This window comes from Hahella ganghwensis DSM 17046, from assembly GCF_000376785.1.
Lineage (GTDB): Bacteria > Pseudomonadota > Gammaproteobacteria > Pseudomonadales > Oleiphilaceae > Hahella > Hahella ganghwensis.
This window is the reverse complement of the sequence record NZ_AQXX01000124.1, coordinates 55242-75766: the sequence shown is the minus strand read 5'-3', so window position 1 is coordinate 75766 and position 20525 is coordinate 55242. Positions and strand designations below refer to the sequence as shown.

The following is a 20525-nucleotide window of genomic DNA, read 5'->3' as shown; positions in this document are numbered from 1 at the left end:
TTCTCGGAATAGATTGAGTTCTTGAAAGAGTTTGCGCTCTAGAGAAAGTTTGCGTTCCCGTGTTCATGATGAAACCTTCTCCGGCATACTGGGGCGGCCCAAAGCGAGCTGCAGCGCCACCCAGTTGCGAAGACGATCAGCATGTTTGCTGACGCTTTGCTGACTCAGTTCAATGGCACGGCGTTGCGAGCCCAGATAATCCCTGAGAGTGATCAGGCCGCGCTGGTAGTCTCGCTTATCGATATTGGCCGCATGGATGGCGGCCTCCTGCGCGCGCTTTAAGGCCTGCCATTCACGCTGGAGTTGCTGTTCGTTATGAATCGTTTGCTCGACTTCAAAAAAAGCATTGAGCAGGGTGTGGGTATAACGCCAGTAACTCTGATCCGCCTGGGATCGCGCCTGGTCCTTGTTGGCCAGGAGTGCGCGTCTGTCAAAGAGAGTTTGGAACAAGCTGGCAGAGGCCGTAATACTGGATTCTTTTTGGCCAAGGCTGCTGAGATCGCCGGTCAAGGCTTGCGGAATAAGGTTCAGACTTAGTCGGGGAAACAGGTCTGCATAAGCCGCAAAGGCAGCAGCATCGCTGGCTGCCAGTTCTGCCTGAGCCATCAGGATATCCGGTCGATGCATCATGATGTCGGCAGGAGAGTCCATCGCGGCAGCCATCGGGACTTGTGGCAAAGTCGTTGGCGGGACAGCAGAAAGACCATGTCTGTCTGCTGTCGGATACTGCCCCAGAATCACCTGAATGCTTCTGAGACTCTCTCCAAGCTGTCTCCGGGTTTTCTCCAGTGCTGACTCGGCGAGGGCCAGGTCTGTCAGAGTATTTTGTAGATCTCCAGTATTTGCCTGCCCTCGTGAGACATCTCTTCTGACGGAACGCTCGACATCTGCCCAGTTATCCCGGGCGTTTTGTTGCAGTTGTTCCAGTAAGGACAGTTCAGCGATAGTGATCCATGCCTGGGCAACCTGAGCTGACAGTGAAAAAGCCAGATACTGAAACTCATGTTCCGCGCTGATACTCTGCCATCGGGCTTGTTCCTCCAGGGCGTCCTGCTTACCCCAGAGATCAAGTTCCCAGCTCACATTCAATTGCAGCGACCAGCCTTCTGAATCGCTGCCGCGATCACCGGACAGGCTTCGGCTTTTTTCGACACCGATTTGCGAGACCGTCTGCACCCCTCCTGAAGCTTGAACCCGACGCAGTTGGTAACCGGCAACACGAAGTTTTTCTCGGGCAGCAAGAAGGTTGAGATTGTTTTGCAGGGCGATAGTGATCCACTGTTCAAGCTGTCGGGAACCAAATTGCGTCACCCAACCGATGGCCGGGTTCTTTGCTCCCTGGATATCGGGAACCTGCCATTGGGGCTCAATCCTGAAAGGCAGCTGTCCGCTATCGTGCAGTTGGGGCGCAGTCGTGCATCCCGTGATTAACCCCAGGCTGGTCAGAATGACAGCCTTCAGAGATATTGGTTCAGAAAGCATATCCAACCCCGACCAGGACTGACGTTTCATGGCCCTCATCGACTAGAGGGCTGTCTTCAATTGCGTTGTCCAGCAGAGTATGGGAAATCTGCCCCATGACACTCCAGGATTGTGACAAGCGCCAGATTGCGGTGACTTCGGCTGCATAATCCACGCCGGAGCCTGCTTCATAAGCGGGTCGGAACCCAGTCGCGAGCTCCTCATCTATACCGAAGTAATACTGGTTGAAGTTTGAGCTGTGATAGGTGGCGGATATCGATGGGGTAACCATGACCGTCTGCGAGGGGTGAAAATCCTGGCTGAGGCCGATTTCCGTACTAAAGCCGGAATGGCTGTCTCCTGCGTCGGCGAGTACAGTGGTTGAAAGATCTGCCCATGACAGGCGGTAGTTCAGTGTAAGGCCTGCTTCGACGGCTGTTTTGCGATCTTCCAGGCCGTCGTAGAGACGACTGTTGTTTTCAGTGTCATCTTTGTCGTACCCCCGACCCGGGCTGACCTGCAGAATCGGGGAAACTTCCAGTGAATCTGAGCGATAGGCGTAGTAACCCAAAGTGAGTCCCTGCATCCAGAAATTTCCGACTTCACCGGATACCAGAGGAACAGGTTCCACCCCCGTGGACTGATCCTTATAGATGCCAGTGTCATACATCGCGCCAAGACCGACAATCCATGGTTGCCTGGAATCTTCCTCAATAGACTTGAATTCTCCTGACCGGGTCATCACGGCTTCATAGGTTTCACCTCCTGACTCAAACTCCACTTCATAGAGTTCGCCGTCTTCACCTGGTATTTCCCGAATCTCTGTAATCACTGCATCAGGGTATTTCACAGTAATTTTTGAATTTGCCTGATCAGAGGAGAGTGCCGAGGCATTCGCTGCGACGAGAAGCTGGCTACATAGGAAGGCTGACAGGTGGATATTCGGAAGAGAAAAATTCAAACAACCAATGGATTTCATAAAATGCTCCTGAAGGATTTAGTCCGTTCGATCCAATCGTTTTGAACGATTGGTGGGAGCATTGTCTGAGAGAGAATGTGATGACCGCGTCACTGCTGTGTGACGCGGATGTGAAATTCAGAAAAAATTGCGAGTGTTGGCGTTTTGCTAGGGGGTTGCCTGAAAATACAGCGTTATCCGGGTGCCGCCACTTTGCCGGGGTTGAATGTCCAATTGCCAGTCTCGTAACTGGCAGATACGACGGACAATATTCAGACCCAGTCCCATGCCTTCGGGAGGTACTTGACTCTCCCTGGCGCCGGATATCAAGTCGGAAGGAAACCCTTTGCCGGTATCCTGAATCGTGACGTGTTGACCATCGGCACAAATCTCGACGGAACCTTCGTGTGTATACTGAAAAGCATTGCGTAACAGATTGTTGAGAACAATTGACAGCAATTGGACCGGCTGCTCAACCTGGATGTTTTCCGGCGTACGGTTTATGCAGGCTATGGGTTTGTCCCGGAGCAGGTAGGCGTTCTTGTCCAGGGCAGACTGAGCCAGTGCGTGCAAGTGACAGAGTTCTGCAGGTTCTTTATGACTTTCCTCTTTCCCCAGTAGCATGAAGCTCTCAATCAGATGAGTCATGTCTTTATTGGCGCGGCTTGCCCGCAACAACAGATTCCGTAATTTTTCGTTATCCTCGGTCATTGGAAGAGCAAGCTCCAATGCCATGCGACTGCTGGTAACAGGCGTGCGTAGTTCGTGGCTGGCATCGCGCGCGAAGGCTTTTTCGCGATCAACGAAACGTTCAATGCGCCTCAGCATGGCGTTGATCCGATCGGCCAGAAAACCGACTTCATCAGGGTAGTAGTGGCCTTTCAATACTGGTTTATGCTCAATCGTTGCTGAGTCGACATCCTGGCTGAAATGAGTGAGAGGGGCGACCACACGACGGGCGATTCCCAAGCCGGTTATCACCGCGATGATCAGGGTAAAGGCGATGCTGATTCCCAGTAGGGATATGGAGCCAAAACCCGCATAAGTGGATTGCCGGTCGAAACCGCTGATATCCACCAGATAATAGAAGTTGACTTTATTCCGGGGGCTTTTCAATGGATTCCGAACGACATGGATTTTCCTGTTCTGAGATCCCAGTTCAAAGATGGTAAAGCCTTGCTCTGTATCGCTGGTATTTTCGGTCAGCGATAAATCCTCAAGCGTCATATCTTCCTGAAAAGAGGGGGAAGGGCCAGGGAAAAGAGCAAGGTCGGAATATAGAAAGTCGACAAATTGCCTGTCAGTTCCTGCAAAGGTCCATTCATTGGCAGCAAGGACCCCCTGGGGGTGTTCGTTGATATAAGCTTCTGCGCGATGGCTGGTTTCCCTGGCAATATGCCAGTTAAACAGCTCGTCATCATTGATCTGTGCCACGAACAGAACCAGCAGGCTGTAGCTGACAATGACAATCAGGGCGAAAATGACGCAACTGGCCAGAATACGAAACCGCAGACTCTGCAGAAAATTCATTTGTCGACCATCCTGAAGCCATGGCCCTGCACCGTGTGTATCAGAGGCTTATTGAACGGTCGGTCGATCAGTTGCCTTAACTTGTAGATATGACTGCGTAATGAGTCGCTATCCGGGAGAGTGTCCCCCCATACTTCATGAGCCAACTGATCCCGGGATACCAGGTTGGGAGAGTGCTGCATCAGGGTTTGCAGGAGCTTGAAGGTAATGGGGGCCAGTTCAATCTCTTTGCCCTCCCGAATTACTTCATGCGTGTCCAGATTGATCTGCAGATCGCCCAGTGCGAGGACATTTGTGTTTCCGCCATAGTAACGTCTTGCGATGGCCTGCAGTCGGGCGTATAGCTCTTGTAGTTCAAAGGGCTTTACCAGGTAATCATCTGCGCCGCTGGCAAATCCCTCCAGCTTGTCTTCCAAAGTATCCCTGGCGGTCAGGAACAACACCGGACGCGAGTCCTTTTTATCCTGACGGAGCGTTTTGCAGAGTTCGAGCCCGTTCATTCCCGGCATTGCGATGTCAAAAATATAGAGATCGTATTCATAGCTGACTGCCTGGTGAAGGCCGGACAGGCCGTTATAGGCAAAATCGCATTCGCATCCCTGCGCTTCCAGATATTCCGCAATACTTGCTGCAATGTCCTCGTTGTCTTCTACCACCAATACTCGCATGTGTTCAGATCCGGTCTTTTCGTGATGATGGAAACAGATTACCTCAAGTGGCGTGAAATTGGTGTGAAACGTGCCGCCTGAGTATTAAAGGGCAAGAGTGAAAGGTGACTTTTTGTATCAATGTGAAGCCTAACCCTGCGGGTAGCAACTGAAAGCAGGGCTGCCCGGTATTCATTCTGAATGACGGAACTTCACACCCTCGCGCCGCAATTGATCTGTTTTCAGGATCTACCTGTGCATCAGATAAAGCGTCGACAGACCCTAACTTGATCACATTTTTTTTAACACAAATAAATTAACTTTGATTGTTCGCGGCGAACGGGCTAGTTTTACTTCTCTCGCCCGTTTGTACAGATGGTAGTCGATATCTCTATCAGCATCTAAGGAGGATAACCCTTATCACAGCGGGTGAGGAGAATGGAAACAGGATGCCGCACTGGCGGTGTCCGGGAGCCATACCCTGGTTCCAGTCACATGGGTTTTCCTATCCGGAGAGTCCTGGTGAACTAATATAACAAGGAGACATCATGAAGATATCCAAATACCTCCCGCTATCTGCGGTTGTCCTTTCCAGCCTGATCCCGGCACTGACATATGCAGATCCAGTTTCCAAACAGGAAACGATCCAGCTCCTGGAGCAGGAAAAAAACAGCAACGAAATTTACCGGGCCTATTTTCCGAATAGAGAAATCGCGCGCAAGGCCGCCATCAGTTTTCACGGTCAGATGCTGGAGTCTCACTATGATGACGGCTATCTGGTGATGGAGCTGTCCTCTGAAGATATGGAAAAATTGGAGCCTTTCGGTTTCCGCTTTGAAGTTGCTTACGACTTCATGGAGCAAAGGAATCAGCTGCTGGAACAGATGCAGAATCGCCTGGAGCAGAGTATCGACGCCCCACAGGCAATGAGCTCGGATATCAGTATAAACGGTATTCCGGGTTATGAATGTTATGAGACGGTGGAAGAAACCTTTGCTGTCGCGGAAGGCATGGCACAGGACCACCCGGATCTTGCGGAATGGATCGATGTGGGGAATTCCTGGGAGAAAACTCAGGGGAACGGCGGCTTTGACATTTATGTATTGAAGCTGACCAACAAGAATACCTCTGGTGATAAACCTATTCTCTTCATCAATAGTGCGATTCACGCACGGGAATATACAACAGCACCCCTGACACTCGAATTTGCCCGCTGGCTGGTAAATGGATACGGCAATGATGCAGACGCCACCTGGATCATGGATAACCATGAAGTGCACCTGATGCTGCAGACCAATCCGGATGGCAGAAAACGCGCAGAGACCGGATTGTCCTGGCGGAAAAACACCAACCAGAATTATTGCGGCGCGACCAGCAACAGCCGTGGTGCTGACCTGAACCGTAACTTTACCTTCAGTTGGAACTCGACCAACGGTAACGGTTCCAGTGGAAGCGAATGTAACGCCACCTACCGTGGTCCCAGCGCTGCTTCTGAACCAGAAGTACAGGCACTGGAAGCTTATGCCCGCAGTATCTGGCCTGATCGCAGAGGTACCGGCCGCAATGATGCTGCGCCGGAAGACACTACCGGTATCCACCTGGATATTCACAGCTACAGTGAACTGGTGTTATGGCCTTGGGGTGATACCAACCAGACGGCGCCTAACGGGACGGCCATGCAGACCCTGGGGCGTAAGTTTGCTTACTACAACGGCTATACGCCTCAGCAATCCATCGGTTTGTATCCCACCGACGGCACCAGTGACAGCATCAGCTACGGTGAGTTAGGGGTTCCTGCCTTTACATTTGAGCTGGGTACACAGTTCTTCCAGGGGTGTAGCACCTTCGAGAACACCATTAAGCCGGATAACCTGCCGGCACTGATCTATGCCGCCAAAGTGGTTCGTGCGCCCTACATCATGCCCGGCGGACCGGATATAACAGAGCTGGCCCTGAGCGATGGAGCCTCCAGTACCGGTGTTGAACCCGGTACGCCGGTCACATTGAGCGCAACAGCTACGGACACCCGTTTCAACAACAGCAATGGTTCCGAGAGTACTCAGAACATTGCCGCAGCGGAATACTATGTTGATGAGGCGCCATGGGACGAGGGCGCAACAGCTATTGCTCTGTCAGCGGCTGACGGCAGCTACAATAATAAATCGGAAGGTGTTCAGGGTGTCATTGACACTACCGGTTGGTCTGAAGGCAAACACATGATTTATGTGCGTAGCCGTGATGCTGACGGTGTGTGGGGGGCTGTATCCGCCATATTCCTGGTGATCGATAACAATCCTGAACCACCCACCAATTATTGCTCTGCCGGTGGAAACAATGCGTCTGAAGAATGGATAGGTGGAGTTTCTCTGGGTGATTACAGCCGTTCCTCCGGTTCCAGCAAATACAGTGATTTTACCGAAACGGTGACTGGTGAAGTGGTCCCGGCCGTGCGTGGAGGTAACTCTGTAACCTTGACGCCGCAATTCTCCGGCAGTAGCTATAACGAGTACTGGAAAGTCTGGATCGACCTCAACAAGGACGGTGACTTTGAGGATGCCGGTGAGGAAGTCTTCACTTCTGGTGGCGCCAGTTCTTCTGAGGTGACCGGTACTCTGAGCATTCCTGCCAATGCAGACCTGGGCAAAACCACCATGCGGGTGGCTATGCGTTACAACGCAGCACCTACACCTTGTGGCACCTTTAACTACGGTGAGGTGGAAGACTACACGGTGGAAATTGGTGAGGGTGATGGCGGCGGAAATCCGGATACCTATGAGAACAACACCGAGTTTGCTATTCCGGATAATAACTCCACCGGTGTAACGAGCCCGATTGAGGTCTCCCGCACTGGTGCGTCCGGCACAGTGAGTGTATCAATCGATATCACCCACACATATAAAGGTGATCTGATTGTCGACATGCTGCACCCCGACGGTACCAGCTACAATCTCCACAACCGCTCAGGTGGTTCTGCCAATGATATCAAGGAAACCTTTTCGGTTTCTGTTGGTACCAAGGACTCTGCAGGCCAGTGGCAGCTGCGTGTAAGGGATCTTGCCAGACAGGACACCGGATCGTTGAATCAGTGGAGCATAACGTTTGAGTAAAATGATGGCTGGGTAATACGCACTCAGCTTAGCAATAAAAAAGGCCGGTTTTCCGGCCTTTTTCTTTTTTATCTCTATTCTATTGAGGATGAAGATAGCGAAGATGTCTGGGTATAGCTTATGGCTTAGCCGTCACACCCGCCGCCATCACCACCGAAACCTCCATCGTTACCATTTAAATGGCCGAAGAAGCCCCCGCTGTATCCACTGCCAACAGGTCCGCCACGACTCGCTTTGGCATTACCTGCAACCGGTGTCTATTTGGCTTCAGGTAATCCTTGTATATCGCAGCATTTTATACGTAATGGATCGTTTTGGGTAATTGGGCGCTCGGTTGACTTCTAAGTGCCGCCTTATCGGGCATCACCGACCAATTCGGTTGCCACCTGTTTCCAGAGATTGCGTCGCTTCCACCACCACTTTAACAGTCGGGTGCGGGACCAGAAGTAGTAAATAATCATAATGGCGGATAATGACGTACCGGTCCATTTGAGAAGGTCTGGAAGCGTCAGTTGGAGTAGTGGTGAGGTGGGTTCTCCCTGGACGTACATAAAATAGTAAATCGGGTGTAGCAGTAAATAGCCCCAAAGCATCCACGTTAGCAGTGAAATGGCCCCGTCACGCAACAGGAGGCTGGTGTTTCGCCTGGAGGGTTGGGTATAGATCAACGGGGTTTCAGTCGATTCAGCCACGAAATGTTTCTCCTCTATCCGGACTTTCCCAAACGGCAGGTTGATTGGGTTTTTTAAATAAGGCTTTGGGTACGGCAACAGTGATGGTGGCGATATTGAGAATCCAGTAAAACAGGGGATACCAGATGCACCACAGAAAGTTTTTCAGAAGACCTTGATCGTAATGGCGGTCTATCAGAATGCTGACCAGAAACTGGGCGAGGCAAAGAAAAATCATCAACACTGCGCAGATCTCGAAAGTCAGCGTCTGTTCTGTGGTTGGCAAATCGGAAATCGTTACGATGCGCCAAACGAGAATCGCGATCACGCTATAGCTCCAATACACGCTGACCAGATAATCCAGAAGCAGTGGCCAGAATCGTAGTTTGCCCTGATACAGGCAACGCCAGCCGTATTTGAGGCTGACTTCTGCACCGCCCTGAGCCCAGCGTAGTCTTTGTTTGTACAATCCTCGAATCGTCTCGGGCATCAGTACCCAACAGCGGGCCATGGGTTCATAACGGATATTCCAGCCGGCCATCTGTAACCGCCAACTGACATCGATATCTTCCGTCACCATGTCCGTGCGCCAGCCCCCGATGTCCTCTAAAGCTGATTTACGAAAAGCGCAAACCACTCCGGAAATCGCAAACAAGGTGCCGTAGATTCGCTGGGCTCTTTTGATCAGTCCGATAATGGACGAGAACTCACCGGTCTGAATGCGCCCCACCATGGTGGTACGGGTTCTGACTCGGGGGTTGCCGGTGACTGCGCCAACGCCGTTCTCGCTGAGTAAGTGGCGTACCATCCACACGAGAGCATTGCAGTCGAGGAGGGCATCGCCATCGATGCATACGATACACTCGCCATTGGCATACTCCAGGGCGTGGTTAAGAGCGGAGGCCTTGCCCTGGTTCTGCTGATGAATCACCTTGAGCCGGGCGTGTGCTTTTGCGAGTCGATCCAGACGCGCACCGGTATCATCTTTACTACCGTCATTAATGGCCAGAATTTCAAAGTTCGGATAATCCTGTTTCAGCAGGCTGTGAATCGTGTCCTCGATATTTGGGCCTTCGTTGTAACAGGGCACCATGACTGAGATCAGAGGGTAGTGTCGCAGGGTCAGTTTGTGGTCCGGGTATTTCTTCAGGTAGTGGTATTCCCAGTGGAAAAAGTAATAGATGCCGCCTGTTATCCAGACAAGCGCCATGACACTGGGGTACAGATAAATACCGATCAACAGTAAGTCCATCGTCATTTGGGGGCTCCCAGTGATGAGTTGATGGAAAGAGCCGGTTTAATGACATTGATATTGGGCACGCCGGAAATAAAGTCATCCGGGTAGTACCCAAAGCTCTCGATGCCTTCTTCACTGATAACCTGCATCTGTCTTTTGAGTACGTGATCGGGTATGGGTTTATTGGTGCGCCAGTCAGTTGCCTGCAGCTCAAAGACCAGTTTTTCCGGACCGATTCTTTCAAGCGCTTTTCTGGAAATCTTACGCAGCCAGTGTTCTGGATTGTTTTGTTGTTCCATGAAGGGCATTGCCATGACGGCTACATCGTCATAAGCCTCTGCGAAAGCTTCAAGATTCTGCGCATACCAGGTTTCGCTTTCGGGATTCAGGACCGGTTGAGCGTAAATATTTCGGGCCAGCTTCAGGCGTTGACCATCACTGGCAAAATAGCGGTTGCTTCTGGCGGCAAGACGCCGGGTAATGTAGATCAGATAGTCTGTTTTCAGTTGACTCCAGCGTTTGAGTTTGGATTTGTCTTTCCGGATATCCTCGATGGACAGGCCCAGGTCCCAGGCGTTGTATTGTTTCAAGGCTTCAGGCGTTGACCATCACTGGCAAAATAGCGGTTGCTTCTGGCGGCAAGACGCCGGGTAATGTAGATCAGATAGTCTGTTTTCAGTTGACTCCAGCGTTTGAGTTTGGATTTGTCTTTCCGGATATCCTCGATGGACAGGCCCAGGTCCCAGGCGTTGTATTGTTTCAAGGCTTCAGGCGAAGCATCTTCGTAGTCGCCCAGAAAGGCATCGTCATGGAACAGAATGCCGTGAAATTTGCCGTAAAAGCCGAGATCCTCATAAATGTTACCGATAATCCGGATGTTCCTTTCGTAAAAAGGCGAGAGCCTGAGATAGTGCTCCGGTGCAGGCTTACCTGTACGAATATCTGTGACGTAGCGGTAACCTTCGCCAAGATCAAAGGCCAGAACCGGCATCCAGGCATATATTTTGACTCCCGCACGTGAGCGTAGCTGCCAGGCCACTCGATTAAAAATGTCGGCACGAACCGGTAGATGCCGGTTGGGGAAGTACAGGGCATCAGCGACACCGTTGCCATCAGGATCGGCAAAAGCCTGGAGATACACCGTATTGATCTGGTATTTGCTCACTCTTTCGATCAAGCGGTCAATATTGGCCTGCTGTGCTTTCGGATCAGGATCATAGACATAGTCCAGATCCACATGGAGCACTCTTCTGGGGGCAGGTGTTTTGGGTTCCCCGCGAAGAATTCTGTCAAAGTGGCTCAGGCTGATTTCCTGGTCCATCAGGTACCTGAGCAGATGATCTCCTGAATCGGTCACCAGGTTATAACCTTCATCCAGGGAAAAGGTGTAGTGGAAACCCTCGTCCTGGGCAATTCTTATCGCTTGCTGACTATAGGCACCGTATGGCCAGACCAGAAGTCGCGGTTCTTTCAATCCGTGGGTTTTCATTTGTCGGCGGGTACTTCTGAAATCCTCTCTCAGACGCTGTTCATATGCCTTAGGGCTCTCGTAATCACCGTTCTTGTCACCGCCACTTGTGACCGCCTTAAATTCCGGACTGACCGCCGCCGGTTGTTCATTGGCAAACGGGTTGGCGTTGATACCGTAGTGAAGATTGAAGGTATGGGAGGCAAACTCGATCAGGCCGGAGGCTTCCATCTCCCGGATTTGAGCCCAATTGAGAAAGTGCTTTCGGTCCAGATTCGTCTTGCCGTACTGGACTTCCTTACCGGGTTCGGCTTCAAGCCATTTTCCTACCAGGGCAATAACTGCCGGATACTGATAGAGCTTCAGGAGTGGAAAGGCGGTGGTGTAAAAAGATTCATAACCGTCATCAAAGGTCAGCAGAACGGCATTCTCAGGTAATTTGGATTTGCCGGCTTTGGCGTCAAGAATCTGCTGGAAACTGACCGGGTGATAGTTGTTTTGTTTGATCCAGTTGAGTTGTTCGACAAATCTGTCGCGGCTCACCGTATTGGCAAAAATTCGCCTGGCTGGCTGCAGATTGACGTCATAAAGGTCGTGGTAGGCCAGGACCACGTAACTGTTTTCCGGCCTCGCCAGGACGGATGTTGAGATCAACACCTGGCTTATCAGAACTATCATGAAAACTGCGTATCTCACTGGACAAACCTCAACTCAAAACTGGCGAATATCGATAAGCCGTGTTCCGGCTCCCCATCGTAGATTGATTTGTTATGGCCGGCTCCGACTGTAAAGCTGAGTTGGTCTTTCCAGCGCCATTTCTGGCTGTACTCAAGTTGCCATCCGAGTTCAGGGGAATATCCGGACTGATGGTATTGACCGAGGCTGGTATTCAGGCTTTGGTCCAGATCCCAGTGGTCGGAAAGCTTCAGGCGGTAGTGATGACGCAACGCCAGTTGGTAATGGCGGTCTGACAGTGGGTTGAAATAACTGACAGGCACCGGATCATTTTCACTGCCAGTGACACTGAGTATGCCGGACAGCTTGTAGCGGGGCGTCTGCCATAATGATTTATCCAGCCAGATGTTGAAGGCCTTGCGGTCATTGCCGTCAGTCAATCTGTTGTGCAGAACATGGCCTCCCCAGGACAGGCCTGAATCGGGTTTGTGCAGAAATCCGATACTCCACTGGCGCATATAGCTGTGGTTGTAGAGGCTTCTCAGAGGTGTGTCCGGGGGGTTGTAACGGTAACCTGTTTTGAGACTGAAATCGTCACTGAGGGTCCAGTTCAATGAACTCCAGAAATACTGTTTATCGTTGAGTTCTCCGCCGGCCCCCCCCCCTCGATATCCAGGCTCAGTGGGTACCAGCTTAACTCCGCCCCAAGACCGGTGTAGCGGGCATAAAGGTCTCGGTTGTCCCACTCACCATAGAGTCGCTGATCATGGGCATACAATCGCTGGCCTTCCCAGCGTGAAGAGTAGAAGCGGGTTTCATGACGCCAGTCTTCGGAGTTTTGAGTCTGGGCCGGAGCATCGTTTTCAGTCCGCATGCGACTGATTTCGGTAACTAGGAATGGTGCTGTGGCTTCCTTCCAGCGTTGATTAATGTTTCTTTGGTCTGCAGCAGGGTAGGTAGCGTTCAGTTTCTGTCGCTGTTCATTCAGCCCTCTCCAGTCCCCTTTTTCCAACTGGGTGATCCAGAGGCTTCTCTGTGCTGGAGCCCGGGATGTCCCGTGTAACATTGATTCCGCGCGCTGGTAGCTTTTCTCGGCAGCGGTAAAGTCCCCTTGCCAGCGCTCCACATTTCCCCGGTCCATCCAAAGCCAGGGATTGCCGGGGGCCTCTATCAACGCGGATCTGAATTCAGCTTCTGCTGTATCCAGATCCCCACTCCAGGCGATATGCAGAATACTTTGTTCCCGCAGTTGCTGATAGGTTTCATTGTTCAGCCGGAAACTGCCGGTAAAGTCCCAGCGTTTGGTGGGTTCAGATTCCAGAAGCCGGTTCAGTAAAGCGGTTCCGGCTTCATACTGCTCAGCGTCCATATGGGCATAGTAAAGTTTACGTCCCAGAAGCGGGTCCTGAGTGGCTGCATACAACCGTGAATAGATATCGACCGCTCCGAAGGGTTTGCGAGTGGCAATCAGCAGGTCGGCTTTGGCCTCTTCCACATAGGGCGGTATATTCTCCAGGGGCTCCAGTTCAGGAAGCCGAGCAGTTGCTTCTTCATACCTTTTGGCTGAGACCAGTCCATAGAATATATCCAGAATAAGATTACGGGACAGCGGGTGATCTTCTGGGACGGTGTCGGCGAGATCCTGTAGTTGTTGGATGCCCTGGTTCAGAACATTTGTTCGATAAGACTTGATGCCACTGCGAATGTTCAGAGTTGCCTGGTAATACTCAAGCCAGTAGTAATCGATGTCGGTGAACCACTCAGGGTGTTCCCTGGCGATGTTCTTCGCTGCAGCGCTGGCGCCGAGATCTAACGCTGTTTTGTAGAGCCGCAAGCCAATATCCCGATTGTCGGAGTACTTATAATAGTCCTGCAGAACACCCAACTCTCCGACCTTGTCGTTGAGTACAGTCATGATGTAGAGCTCATTTTCAAACCGCTCCACACCGGCGGGGGTTAATTCCCGATAGTTGGCAATGGCCTTCTGGGCATTGATATCCTCGCCAATTTCCGCATTGACCAGGGCAAGGCCCAGCCAGCCGTCGGCATTGTCAGGGTTTTTATTGTTCAGTTGAGTGTAAAACTCTGCTGCGGTTTCGAAATCCTGGCGGTTACGGTGACCCTTGGCGAGAACTTCCAGGCTATCCTCTGTCAGTGTTTTCATATCACAGGGGAAGCAAAGAGACAGTGCACTGCCGACAGTACCGTTCCAGCTGTGTAAAGCAATCAGGTCATTTAGTACCTTGCTGTCTTCAGTCTTCTGGTAAAGGCGTGTCATCTCCTGGACGGCCTGCTGAAGGTTTCCGTTTCTGGCGGCAATGACCAATTGCTCACGCTGCTGATCGATCACTGTCTGACTATTTGGATCTACAGCAGATGATTGCGACTCATCGACAGGTGTTGCCAGAACGGGAGAGGTGCAGGGACAGAGTGCCTGCCAGCAGATATGCAATACTGCGCGCAGACGTAAGCCTGCGGGGGGCCGTATGAAACTTGCTCATCTTTTTGTTGGCCCATTAAGCGTTATTTCCATCTAAACGCTAGAACCTGTATGCAGGTCCTAAATAGGAAATGAACCGTTTACTGCCTACGATCCTTTCGCTAGAAGATAGAGATGTCTATTAAAGTTATTCAGCTCTTGCCCAACAGAAGCCCCGGTGCTTTTCGTGGATAAATGGCTTATATGGCTGGTGTCGATGGCCGGCGATGTCTGGCTTTTCTGCCGGCTTAAATAATCCTTTGCCGGTCGCTTGTTACGCAGCGGTATTTAATCTCAATTCATATTTGAAAAAAATAGTCTGTGATGGGTATAACAAAATGACTAAGAGGCTAGATAAAAAATACTCCCTGTATCACCCTTTTGGATAGCGGGACTATCCTTAACTTTTATTTAGTGATGGAGTTCAGGGATGATTGCTCTTCACCGGCCGCCCTTTCATTACTACGATATCCCTCAACATGGGGAACTGGACTAACCTGCCAGGACATGCTTTGATACCGGCCTTATCGCTTTTTCCTGTCTGCTTTCTGTTATCTTCAGGTGAACAATGAGTTGGTATCTGTTGGTTAAAACTCTACACATACTGAGTGCCACAGTGCTATTCGGTACCGGGCTTGGTATTGCCTTTTTCATGTTTCGTTCCATGTGGAGTAAGGACATTCAGCAAAAGCTATATGCTGTGCAAAGTACTGTTCTGGCCGATTATCTGTTTACCTTGCCTGCTGTTGTTGTACAACCGGTTTCCGGTGCCTGGCTGGTCTGGTACCTGGGGTTTGACTGGATGAGCCCCTGGTTGATGATGACATATGCTCTATATGCCCTTGCTGGGGCTTATTGGATTCCCGTTGTATGGATTCAGATTCAATTAAGAAAACTCGTGGAAGAAAGTGCTCGGACAGGGGAGCAGCTTCCTGTTCGTTACCATCGTCTGTTCAGATTATGGGTGCTTCTTGGATGGCCGGCGTTTACTTCTTTGGTGATTATTTTCTACCTGATGGTGGCCAAGTCTGTTTAAGGTAAAACAGACTTCCCTCTGTCGTTGTCCTTGGTCCCCTGCTAGGGCGGACATGGATACCTACGCACCAGAAGCCTGATCTTCATCGATAGGGACGGACGTCAGGGTTGCTGTCATGAAGAGCTGGCCTGCATGCAATATTGCCACTCCCCATAGTCGTTATGCTTTCTCTGTTGTTTTTACGCTATCGACTAAATCGATATAATGCTTATTCGGTATTATTAACTTAGGCGGAGGGGCGCTTGGGAAGGTGCCAATCCGATGGTAGACTCAAGTCTTATCCTTCCTGGAAGTGATCTCCTGATATGTCCAAACGAATTCTGATTATAGGCGGATACGGCAACTTTGGTCGTTTTATCAGTCGTATGCTGGCCAGAGAACCGGATCTGCAACTGATTATTGCCGGTCGAAATTTACAAAAGGCGCAACAACAGGTAACCCGGCTGGGCTCTTTTCATCGTTCATCCCCTCCGCCTGAAGCTGCCTATATTGATATCCACCGGAATCTGGCCGAAGCTTTGAAAACGATCGCCCCGGATGTTGTTATTCATACGTCCGGCCCTTATCAGTCTCAGGGTTATGGTGTCGCGGAAGCCTGTATCGAACAAGGATGTCATTATATCGATCTGGCTGATGCCCGAGAGTTTGTGGCGAATATTGACCAGCTGGATTCTCAGGCCAGAGAGAGTGGTGTGCTCGTGTGCAGTGGCGCAAGCTCGGTACCGACACTGACCAGTGGAATTATCGATGCCTACAGGGAACGATTTAAGGTGCTCGAGGAGGTGGATTACGCAATCGCGACTGCCCAGTTGACCAATCAAGGCCTTGCGACCACGTCTGCAGTATTGAGTTATGCGGGTAAACCTTTTCAGACAATAAGGGACGGGATCAGCACCACGGTGTATGGCTGGTTAGGACTGAGAAAGCGCTCATTCTGGGGATTGAATCAAAGGCTGCTCGGAAACTGTGATATCCCGGATCTGGCCATATTTCCAAGGCACTATCCTTCCTTGAAAACGGTCAGGTTTCAGGCAGGTATGGAACTCAGGTTTCTTCATCTGATTTTGTTTACCCTGTCCTGGTTAGTCAAATCCCGTCTGTTTCCGCCCATACAACCGCTTGCTCCTTATCTGTTGAAAATATCCCGCTTATTTGATCCTTTGGGAAATGACGATACCGGTTTTTATATGGAGATGAAGGGAAAGGATGAGCAGGGAAAACCCAAGCAGATTCTGTTTGAAATCCTCGCTCGACATGGCGATGGTTTGTATATTCCGAGTATTCCTTCGATTCTGATGGCGATAAAGCTTGCCAGGGGAGAAGTGACGCAGCGTGGAGCGATGCCCTGTATTGGTCTTATCCCTCTGGAGGAATATTTGGCAGTACTGCGCGAGTTTGATATTCAATGGCGCGTAACACCTGATCAATGAGCTCCTCTGAATTTTTTGCATCCAATACACTGTAATGCTGGAGTCAGTGATGACCCTGGTGGGTTTGCCTCTGATGTTGTGGTTGAAAAATGTGCAGTTGGAGGCGAGGCTTCTATACTGTTTAGTGAGGCCTGAAGCGCATCTAAAAGGCCTTTGAAACAACAGGGTCTCAAGGCAATGAGCCTGAGAGGAGGATGAGGCTCAACGTCGGGAGATCATTTCAACACATGCTTGGTGATTCAGGTGCCCGAATTGGTGTTCTGCGCAGCATGTAAGCGTATATTCCGCGTTGTACGGCTGTACATGATCTGCATGATTGGCCTGACTCCAGTGTCACTGCTATCTCATAATATCCTGGCCGAATCTCTCGAAGACCCTTCGGAGGAACTGCAGCTCTATATTTCCGAGTATCCCCCGTTCTGCTTCACTGAGAATAATGAATCCAAGGGTCTTGCCGTCGATGTGGTGCGTGAGATCATGAACGATCTGCAAGTTGACTTCCCAATTCGATCGGTTCCATGGAAACGAGCATTGATGAATATATCCGGCGAACAGAGTGCCGGACTTTTCACGATTACACGTACTGTAAAACGCGACCCGCAATTCAAATGGGTAGGGCCGATCGCTGTGTCTAATCTGGTGTTTTTTGCCAGGCATGATTCAGAGATAAAGATCAATGATTTGGCCGATGCCAGACAAGTAGGAAGAGTGGGGACGGCACAAGGCTATTCCGCAGAGAGATATTTGTTGGGGCAGGGATTTAAAAACCTTGTCAGTAATGCCGGTAGCGATAAAACCAATCCGACAAAACTGGTAAAAGGGTATCTGGACTTATGGGTCTCGGTGGACGTGGTTGGTTATTACCTGGCGGCGCAGGAGAGGGTCAAAGCCAGGGAGCTGAAAATTGTCTATGAAATCAGTCAGCAACCCAAATATATCGCCTTCTCTCTGGCAACGCCTGATGAATTGGTGATGAGCTGGCAGTCAGCTTTGGACCATATGAAAGCGGATGGCAGAATGGGGCTCATCAAACAGCGTTGGATGAGCCGATGAGTTCTCTTCTGTCGTTGCTCAAGTTTTACTTTAAGCCACCCGACTTAGTTAACCAGAGCAATATAGCTCTTCGGCATAAAGGTCTCTGGCGATGCTTCCAGGATATCGTGCCGGTAGTGGTCAGGGTAGGGCTCTTCCAGGAAGGAACCTTGCTGCTGATAGGGGAAGATTTCGTCCAGACGTTTGATTTGTTGTTGGTCTATCCGTCTGAACAAGTGTGTCCGCGTCACATCTGAGGGGCTTTTAAGCCCAGCTGAAGAGCTGATATCCACAGCAGCATGGACGGTCTCCTTGTGAAAGCGGGCAACCCGCTGTGCTTTGTCTTCCACATGCAAACCTTCACTCAGTTCAGGGTCCTGTGTGGCGATGCCAGTAGGGCAATGATTGGTGTTGCAGACCAAAGACTGCACGCAACCCAGCGCCAGCATCATGCCTCTGGCGCTGTTGCACATATCAGCACCCAGAGCCAGGCATCGGATCAGATGAAAAGCTGTAAAGACCTTGCCTGATGCGATGACCTTAATGTCCTGTTTCAATCCGTACCCGGTCAGGCAGTCCGCGACAAAGGCGATAGCATCCCTCAACGGCATACCGACCGAATTGCTGTATTCCAGTGGTGCGGCACCGGTACCACCTTCACCTCCGTCGACCGTAATGAAGTCCGGTTTGATATTGGTTTCCAGCATGGCCTGACAGATGGCAATGAACTCACTCTGGCGTCCGATGCAGAGTTTGAAGCCGACGGGTTTGCCTCCAGAGAGCTCTCGGAGTTTTCGGATAAACTGAAGTAGTTCGATCGGTGTTGAAAAGGCTCTGTGGAAAGAAGGGGAAATTACGTCCGTATGGGGTTCGACCAGCCGGATAGCGGCGATTTCCGAAGAATTTTTATCCGCTGGCAATATCCCTCCATGGCCGGGTTTGGCCCCTTGGGACAGTTTGATTTCAATCATCTTAACGGCATCATGAGTGGCTTTTTTCCGAAAGTTTTCTTCACAAAAGGTACCGTCTTTTTTACGGCAACCGAAGTAACCTGTGCCGATTTGCCAGATAATGTCACCGCCATGTTTCAGGTGATAATCGGAGAGCCCTCCTTCACCTGTATTGTGTGCGAAGCCTCCAATACTGGCCCCTTTGTTCAGGGCGAGGATGGCGTTTTTACTCAAGGCTCCAAAGCTCATGGCAGAGATGTTCAACAGGCTGGCATTATAGGGTTGTGTACAGTCAGGGCCGCCCACCAACACTCTCGGATCAGTATTGATGTCTTCAATGTTCAATGCGCAGATCGAGTGGCTGATCCATTCATATCCGGAATCATAGATGTGTACCTTGGTGCCGTAAGGGGTACTGGAGATGTCACCTTTGGCCCGTTGGTAGACAATGGAGCGGAACATGCGACTGACTGGACGTCCATTGACCTCAGATTCGATAAAGTATTGTTGGATGAAAGGCCGGGCCAGTTCCATCAGCCAACGTCCGCGGCCGATGAACGGAAAATTTCTCCGCAGACTGTGCCGGGTTTGGCTGGCATCATAAAGGCCGATACAGATTACGGCGCCGATCGGGACCAGCAACCACCAGAATCCGGGCCAGATAAACCCGAGCAGGAGAATGGTGATGCCGGCAATAATCGTGGTTTTGAAAAAGCGCGTTCTCATATTTTTCCTTTCGTCACTTGGAAGGATGAACTCATTCTGGGAACCCAGGTCCTCGTACACACTACAGGTCCTCCTACACACTACAGGGTCTGCAGAAAAGTATAGGCAATGGAAGTATGCATATAAATCTGATAAAACATTGCGATGCCTTCCGGCGATCATACGCCTGTAACGATGCGCAATTTTATACAAGATATTCCTGATGGGAAAAAGCATGCTGACTGAATCATGCTGACGGATGTGAATCATGGCGGATAAACGCACTTCTGAAATTGCTGATTTCGGCACTCTGGATGTTCTGGAGGGGCTGGAATTTGTGCGTGCTCAGTATCATAAACAGAATTTCTCACGACATGTGCATGAGGGTTATACCATCGGTGTAATAGACCGCGGTGCGCAGCGTTTCTTTCGCACAGGAGGGAATCATGTCGCAGGGGAGGACAGCATCATACTGGTCAACGCCGATGATGTTCACACTGGACAGTCCGCGTCGACTGACGGTTGGGCATAGCGTGCCATGTATCCGTTACCGGAACAATTCGAACGGGTGTGTCGAGATCTGTTCAGTGGCAGCAACGGGATCCCCTACTTTCCCAATGCTGTCGTGAATGATCCGCATCTGGCTGCTCAGTTAAGAATGTTGTTTTCCCATACCGATGCCGGCTGCAGCAAGTTACTGACGGAAACCATCCTGTTTGCCGTGATGACCGGACTGGTATTGCGCCACTCCCGAACCCGCCCAAGCCCAAAAGAAATTCCGCAGGCGAAAAAAGCACTTCTCCTGGTGAAGGATTTTATCGACAGTCAGCCAGCATTGGATGTGTCACTCACTGAACTGGCAGGCCTGGCAGGATTAAGCCCTTATAATTTTGTCCGTCAGTTCAAGAAAGCTTTTGGCCTGGCGCCTCATGGTTATCAGATTCAGGCCCGCCTGAAAATGGCGAAAGGCATGCTCCGCGGTGGATTTAAACCGGCTCAGGTGGCCGTGGAATGTGGGTTTCATGATCAGAGTCATTTCACCCTTCATTTCAAACGCGCATTGGGTACAACACCCGGCCGGTATCAGCAGCAGAGCAAGAATTTACAATCTCAATTTATACTGACGCAGTAATCTGGCC

General features: G+C 50.8%; 17 protein-coding genes. 6 read left to right on the top strand and 11 right to left on the bottom strand.

Features of this window, described 5'->3' with window-relative positions:
- Positions 1-63: 63 nt before the first annotated feature.
- From F566_RS0117860 to F566_RS0117845, 4 genes are all read right to left on the bottom strand, one after another.
- On the bottom strand, positions 64-1512 hold the full coding sequence (locus F566_RS0117860; RefSeq protein WP_169334450.1) for a TolC family protein: 1449 nt from the start codon (positions 1510-1512) through the stop codon (positions 64-66).
- Positions 1472-2440 (bottom strand): MipA/OmpV family protein, encoded by a 969-nt coding sequence (locus tag F566_RS35585; protein WP_020408385.1) that lies wholly within the window; start codon positions 2438-2440, stop codon positions 1472-1474. The genes F566_RS0117860 and F566_RS35585 overlap by 41 nt, the downstream gene beginning before the upstream one ends.
- A 147-nt stretch (positions 2441-2587) precedes the next feature.
- On the bottom strand, positions 2588-3949 hold the full coding sequence (locus tag F566_RS0117850) for a sensor histidine kinase (protein ID WP_020408384.1): 1362 nt from the start codon (positions 3947-3949) through the stop codon (positions 2588-2590).
- On the bottom strand, positions 3946-4617 hold the full coding sequence (locus F566_RS0117845; RefSeq protein WP_020408383.1) for a response regulator transcription factor: 672 nt from the start codon (positions 4615-4617) through the stop codon (positions 3946-3948). The genes F566_RS0117850 and F566_RS0117845 overlap by 4 nt, the downstream gene beginning before the upstream one ends.
- Before the next feature lie 527 nt (positions 4618-5144).
- On the opposite strand from F566_RS0117845, the gene F566_RS0117840 reads away from it, so the two are divergent.
- On the top strand, positions 5145-7703 hold the full coding sequence (locus F566_RS0117840) for a M14 family zinc carboxypeptidase (RefSeq protein ID WP_020408382.1): 2559 nt from the start codon (positions 5145-5147) through the stop codon (positions 7701-7703).
- A gap of 353 nt (positions 7704-8056) precedes the next feature.
- On the opposite strand, the gene F566_RS0117835 is transcribed toward F566_RS0117840, so the two are convergent.
- Genes F566_RS0117835 through pgaA form a run of 6 tightly spaced genes read right to left on the bottom strand, consistent with a single transcriptional unit; the run spans position 8057 to position 14206 of the window.
- Positions 8057-8395, bottom strand: coding sequence for a hypothetical protein (locus F566_RS0117835; RefSeq protein WP_020408381.1), 339 nt, complete (start codon positions 8393-8395; stop codon positions 8057-8059).
- On the bottom strand, positions 8388-9632 hold the full coding sequence (pgaC, locus tag F566_RS0117830; RefSeq protein ID WP_020408380.1) for a poly-beta-1,6-N-acetyl-D-glucosamine synthase: 1245 nt from the start codon (positions 9630-9632) through the stop codon (positions 8388-8390). Before pgaC ends, F566_RS0117835 begins: the two co-directional genes overlap by 8 nt.
- The gene (locus F566_RS33320) at positions 9629-10201 is read right to left on the bottom strand and encodes a poly-beta-1,6-N-acetyl-D-glucosamine N-deacetylase PgaB (RefSeq protein WP_033416482.1); all 573 of its coding nucleotides are present in this window, start codon (positions 10199-10201) and stop codon (positions 9629-9631) included. Before F566_RS33320 ends, pgaC begins: the two co-directional genes overlap by 4 nt.
- On the bottom strand, positions 10198-11757 hold the full coding sequence (gene pgaB / locus F566_RS33315; RefSeq protein ID WP_083921122.1) for a poly-beta-1,6-N-acetyl-D-glucosamine N-deacetylase PgaB: 1560 nt from the start codon (positions 11755-11757) through the stop codon (positions 10198-10200). The genes F566_RS33320 and pgaB overlap by 4 nt, the downstream gene beginning before the upstream one ends.
- Positions 11758-11771: 14 nt before the next feature.
- Complete coding sequence (locus F566_RS0117820) at positions 11772-12368, bottom strand: PgaA family protein (RefSeq protein WP_026180109.1); 597 nt, start codon at positions 12366-12368, stop codon at positions 11772-11774.
- A complete protein-coding gene (gene pgaA / locus F566_RS0117815; RefSeq protein ID WP_157496863.1) occupies positions 12365-14206 on the bottom strand; it encodes a poly-beta-1,6 N-acetyl-D-glucosamine export porin PgaA in 1842 nt (613 codons plus the stop codon). Before pgaA ends, F566_RS0117820 begins: the two co-directional genes overlap by 4 nt.
- 595 nt (positions 14207-14801) lie before the next feature.
- Between pgaA and F566_RS0117810 the strand changes: the two genes are divergently transcribed.
- The 3 genes from F566_RS0117810 to F566_RS0117800 all read left to right on the top strand — a co-directional run bounded on the left by F566_RS0117810 (position 14802) and on the right by F566_RS0117800 (position 17752).
- A complete protein-coding gene (locus tag F566_RS0117810; protein ID WP_020408379.1) occupies positions 14802-15269 on the top strand; it encodes a DUF2269 family protein in 468 nt (155 codons plus the stop codon).
- A 305-nt stretch (positions 15270-15574) separates the two neighbouring features.
- Positions 15575-16699: a saccharopine dehydrogenase family protein gene (locus F566_RS0117805; RefSeq protein WP_020408378.1), complete on the top strand. Its 1125-nt coding sequence runs from the start codon at positions 15575-15577 to the stop codon at positions 16697-16699.
- Positions 16700-16942: 243 nt separating this feature from the next.
- Positions 16943-17752, top strand: coding sequence for a substrate-binding periplasmic protein (locus tag F566_RS0117800; RefSeq protein ID WP_157496861.1), 810 nt, complete (start codon positions 16943-16945; stop codon positions 17750-17752).
- 44 nt (positions 17753-17796) lie between these two features.
- On the opposite strand, the gene F566_RS0117795 is transcribed toward F566_RS0117800, so the two are convergent.
- On the bottom strand, positions 17797-19407 hold the full coding sequence (locus tag F566_RS0117795) for an FMN-binding glutamate synthase family protein (protein ID WP_026180107.1): 1611 nt from the start codon (positions 19405-19407) through the stop codon (positions 17797-17799).
- A gap of 247 nt (positions 19408-19654) precedes the next feature.
- On the opposite strand from F566_RS0117795, the gene F566_RS37380 reads away from it, so the two are divergent.
- Together F566_RS37380 and F566_RS34930 are read left to right on the top strand one after the other, a co-directional pair.
- Positions 19655-19918 (top strand): AraC family ligand binding domain-containing protein, encoded by a 264-nt coding sequence (locus F566_RS37380; RefSeq protein WP_020408374.1) that lies wholly within the window; start codon positions 19655-19657, stop codon positions 19916-19918.
- A 6-nt stretch (positions 19919-19924) separates the two neighbouring features.
- Positions 19925-20518, top strand: coding sequence for a helix-turn-helix domain-containing protein (locus tag F566_RS34930; RefSeq protein ID WP_020408373.1), 594 nt, complete (start codon positions 19925-19927; stop codon positions 20516-20518).
- Positions 20519-20525: the final 7 nt, after the last annotated feature.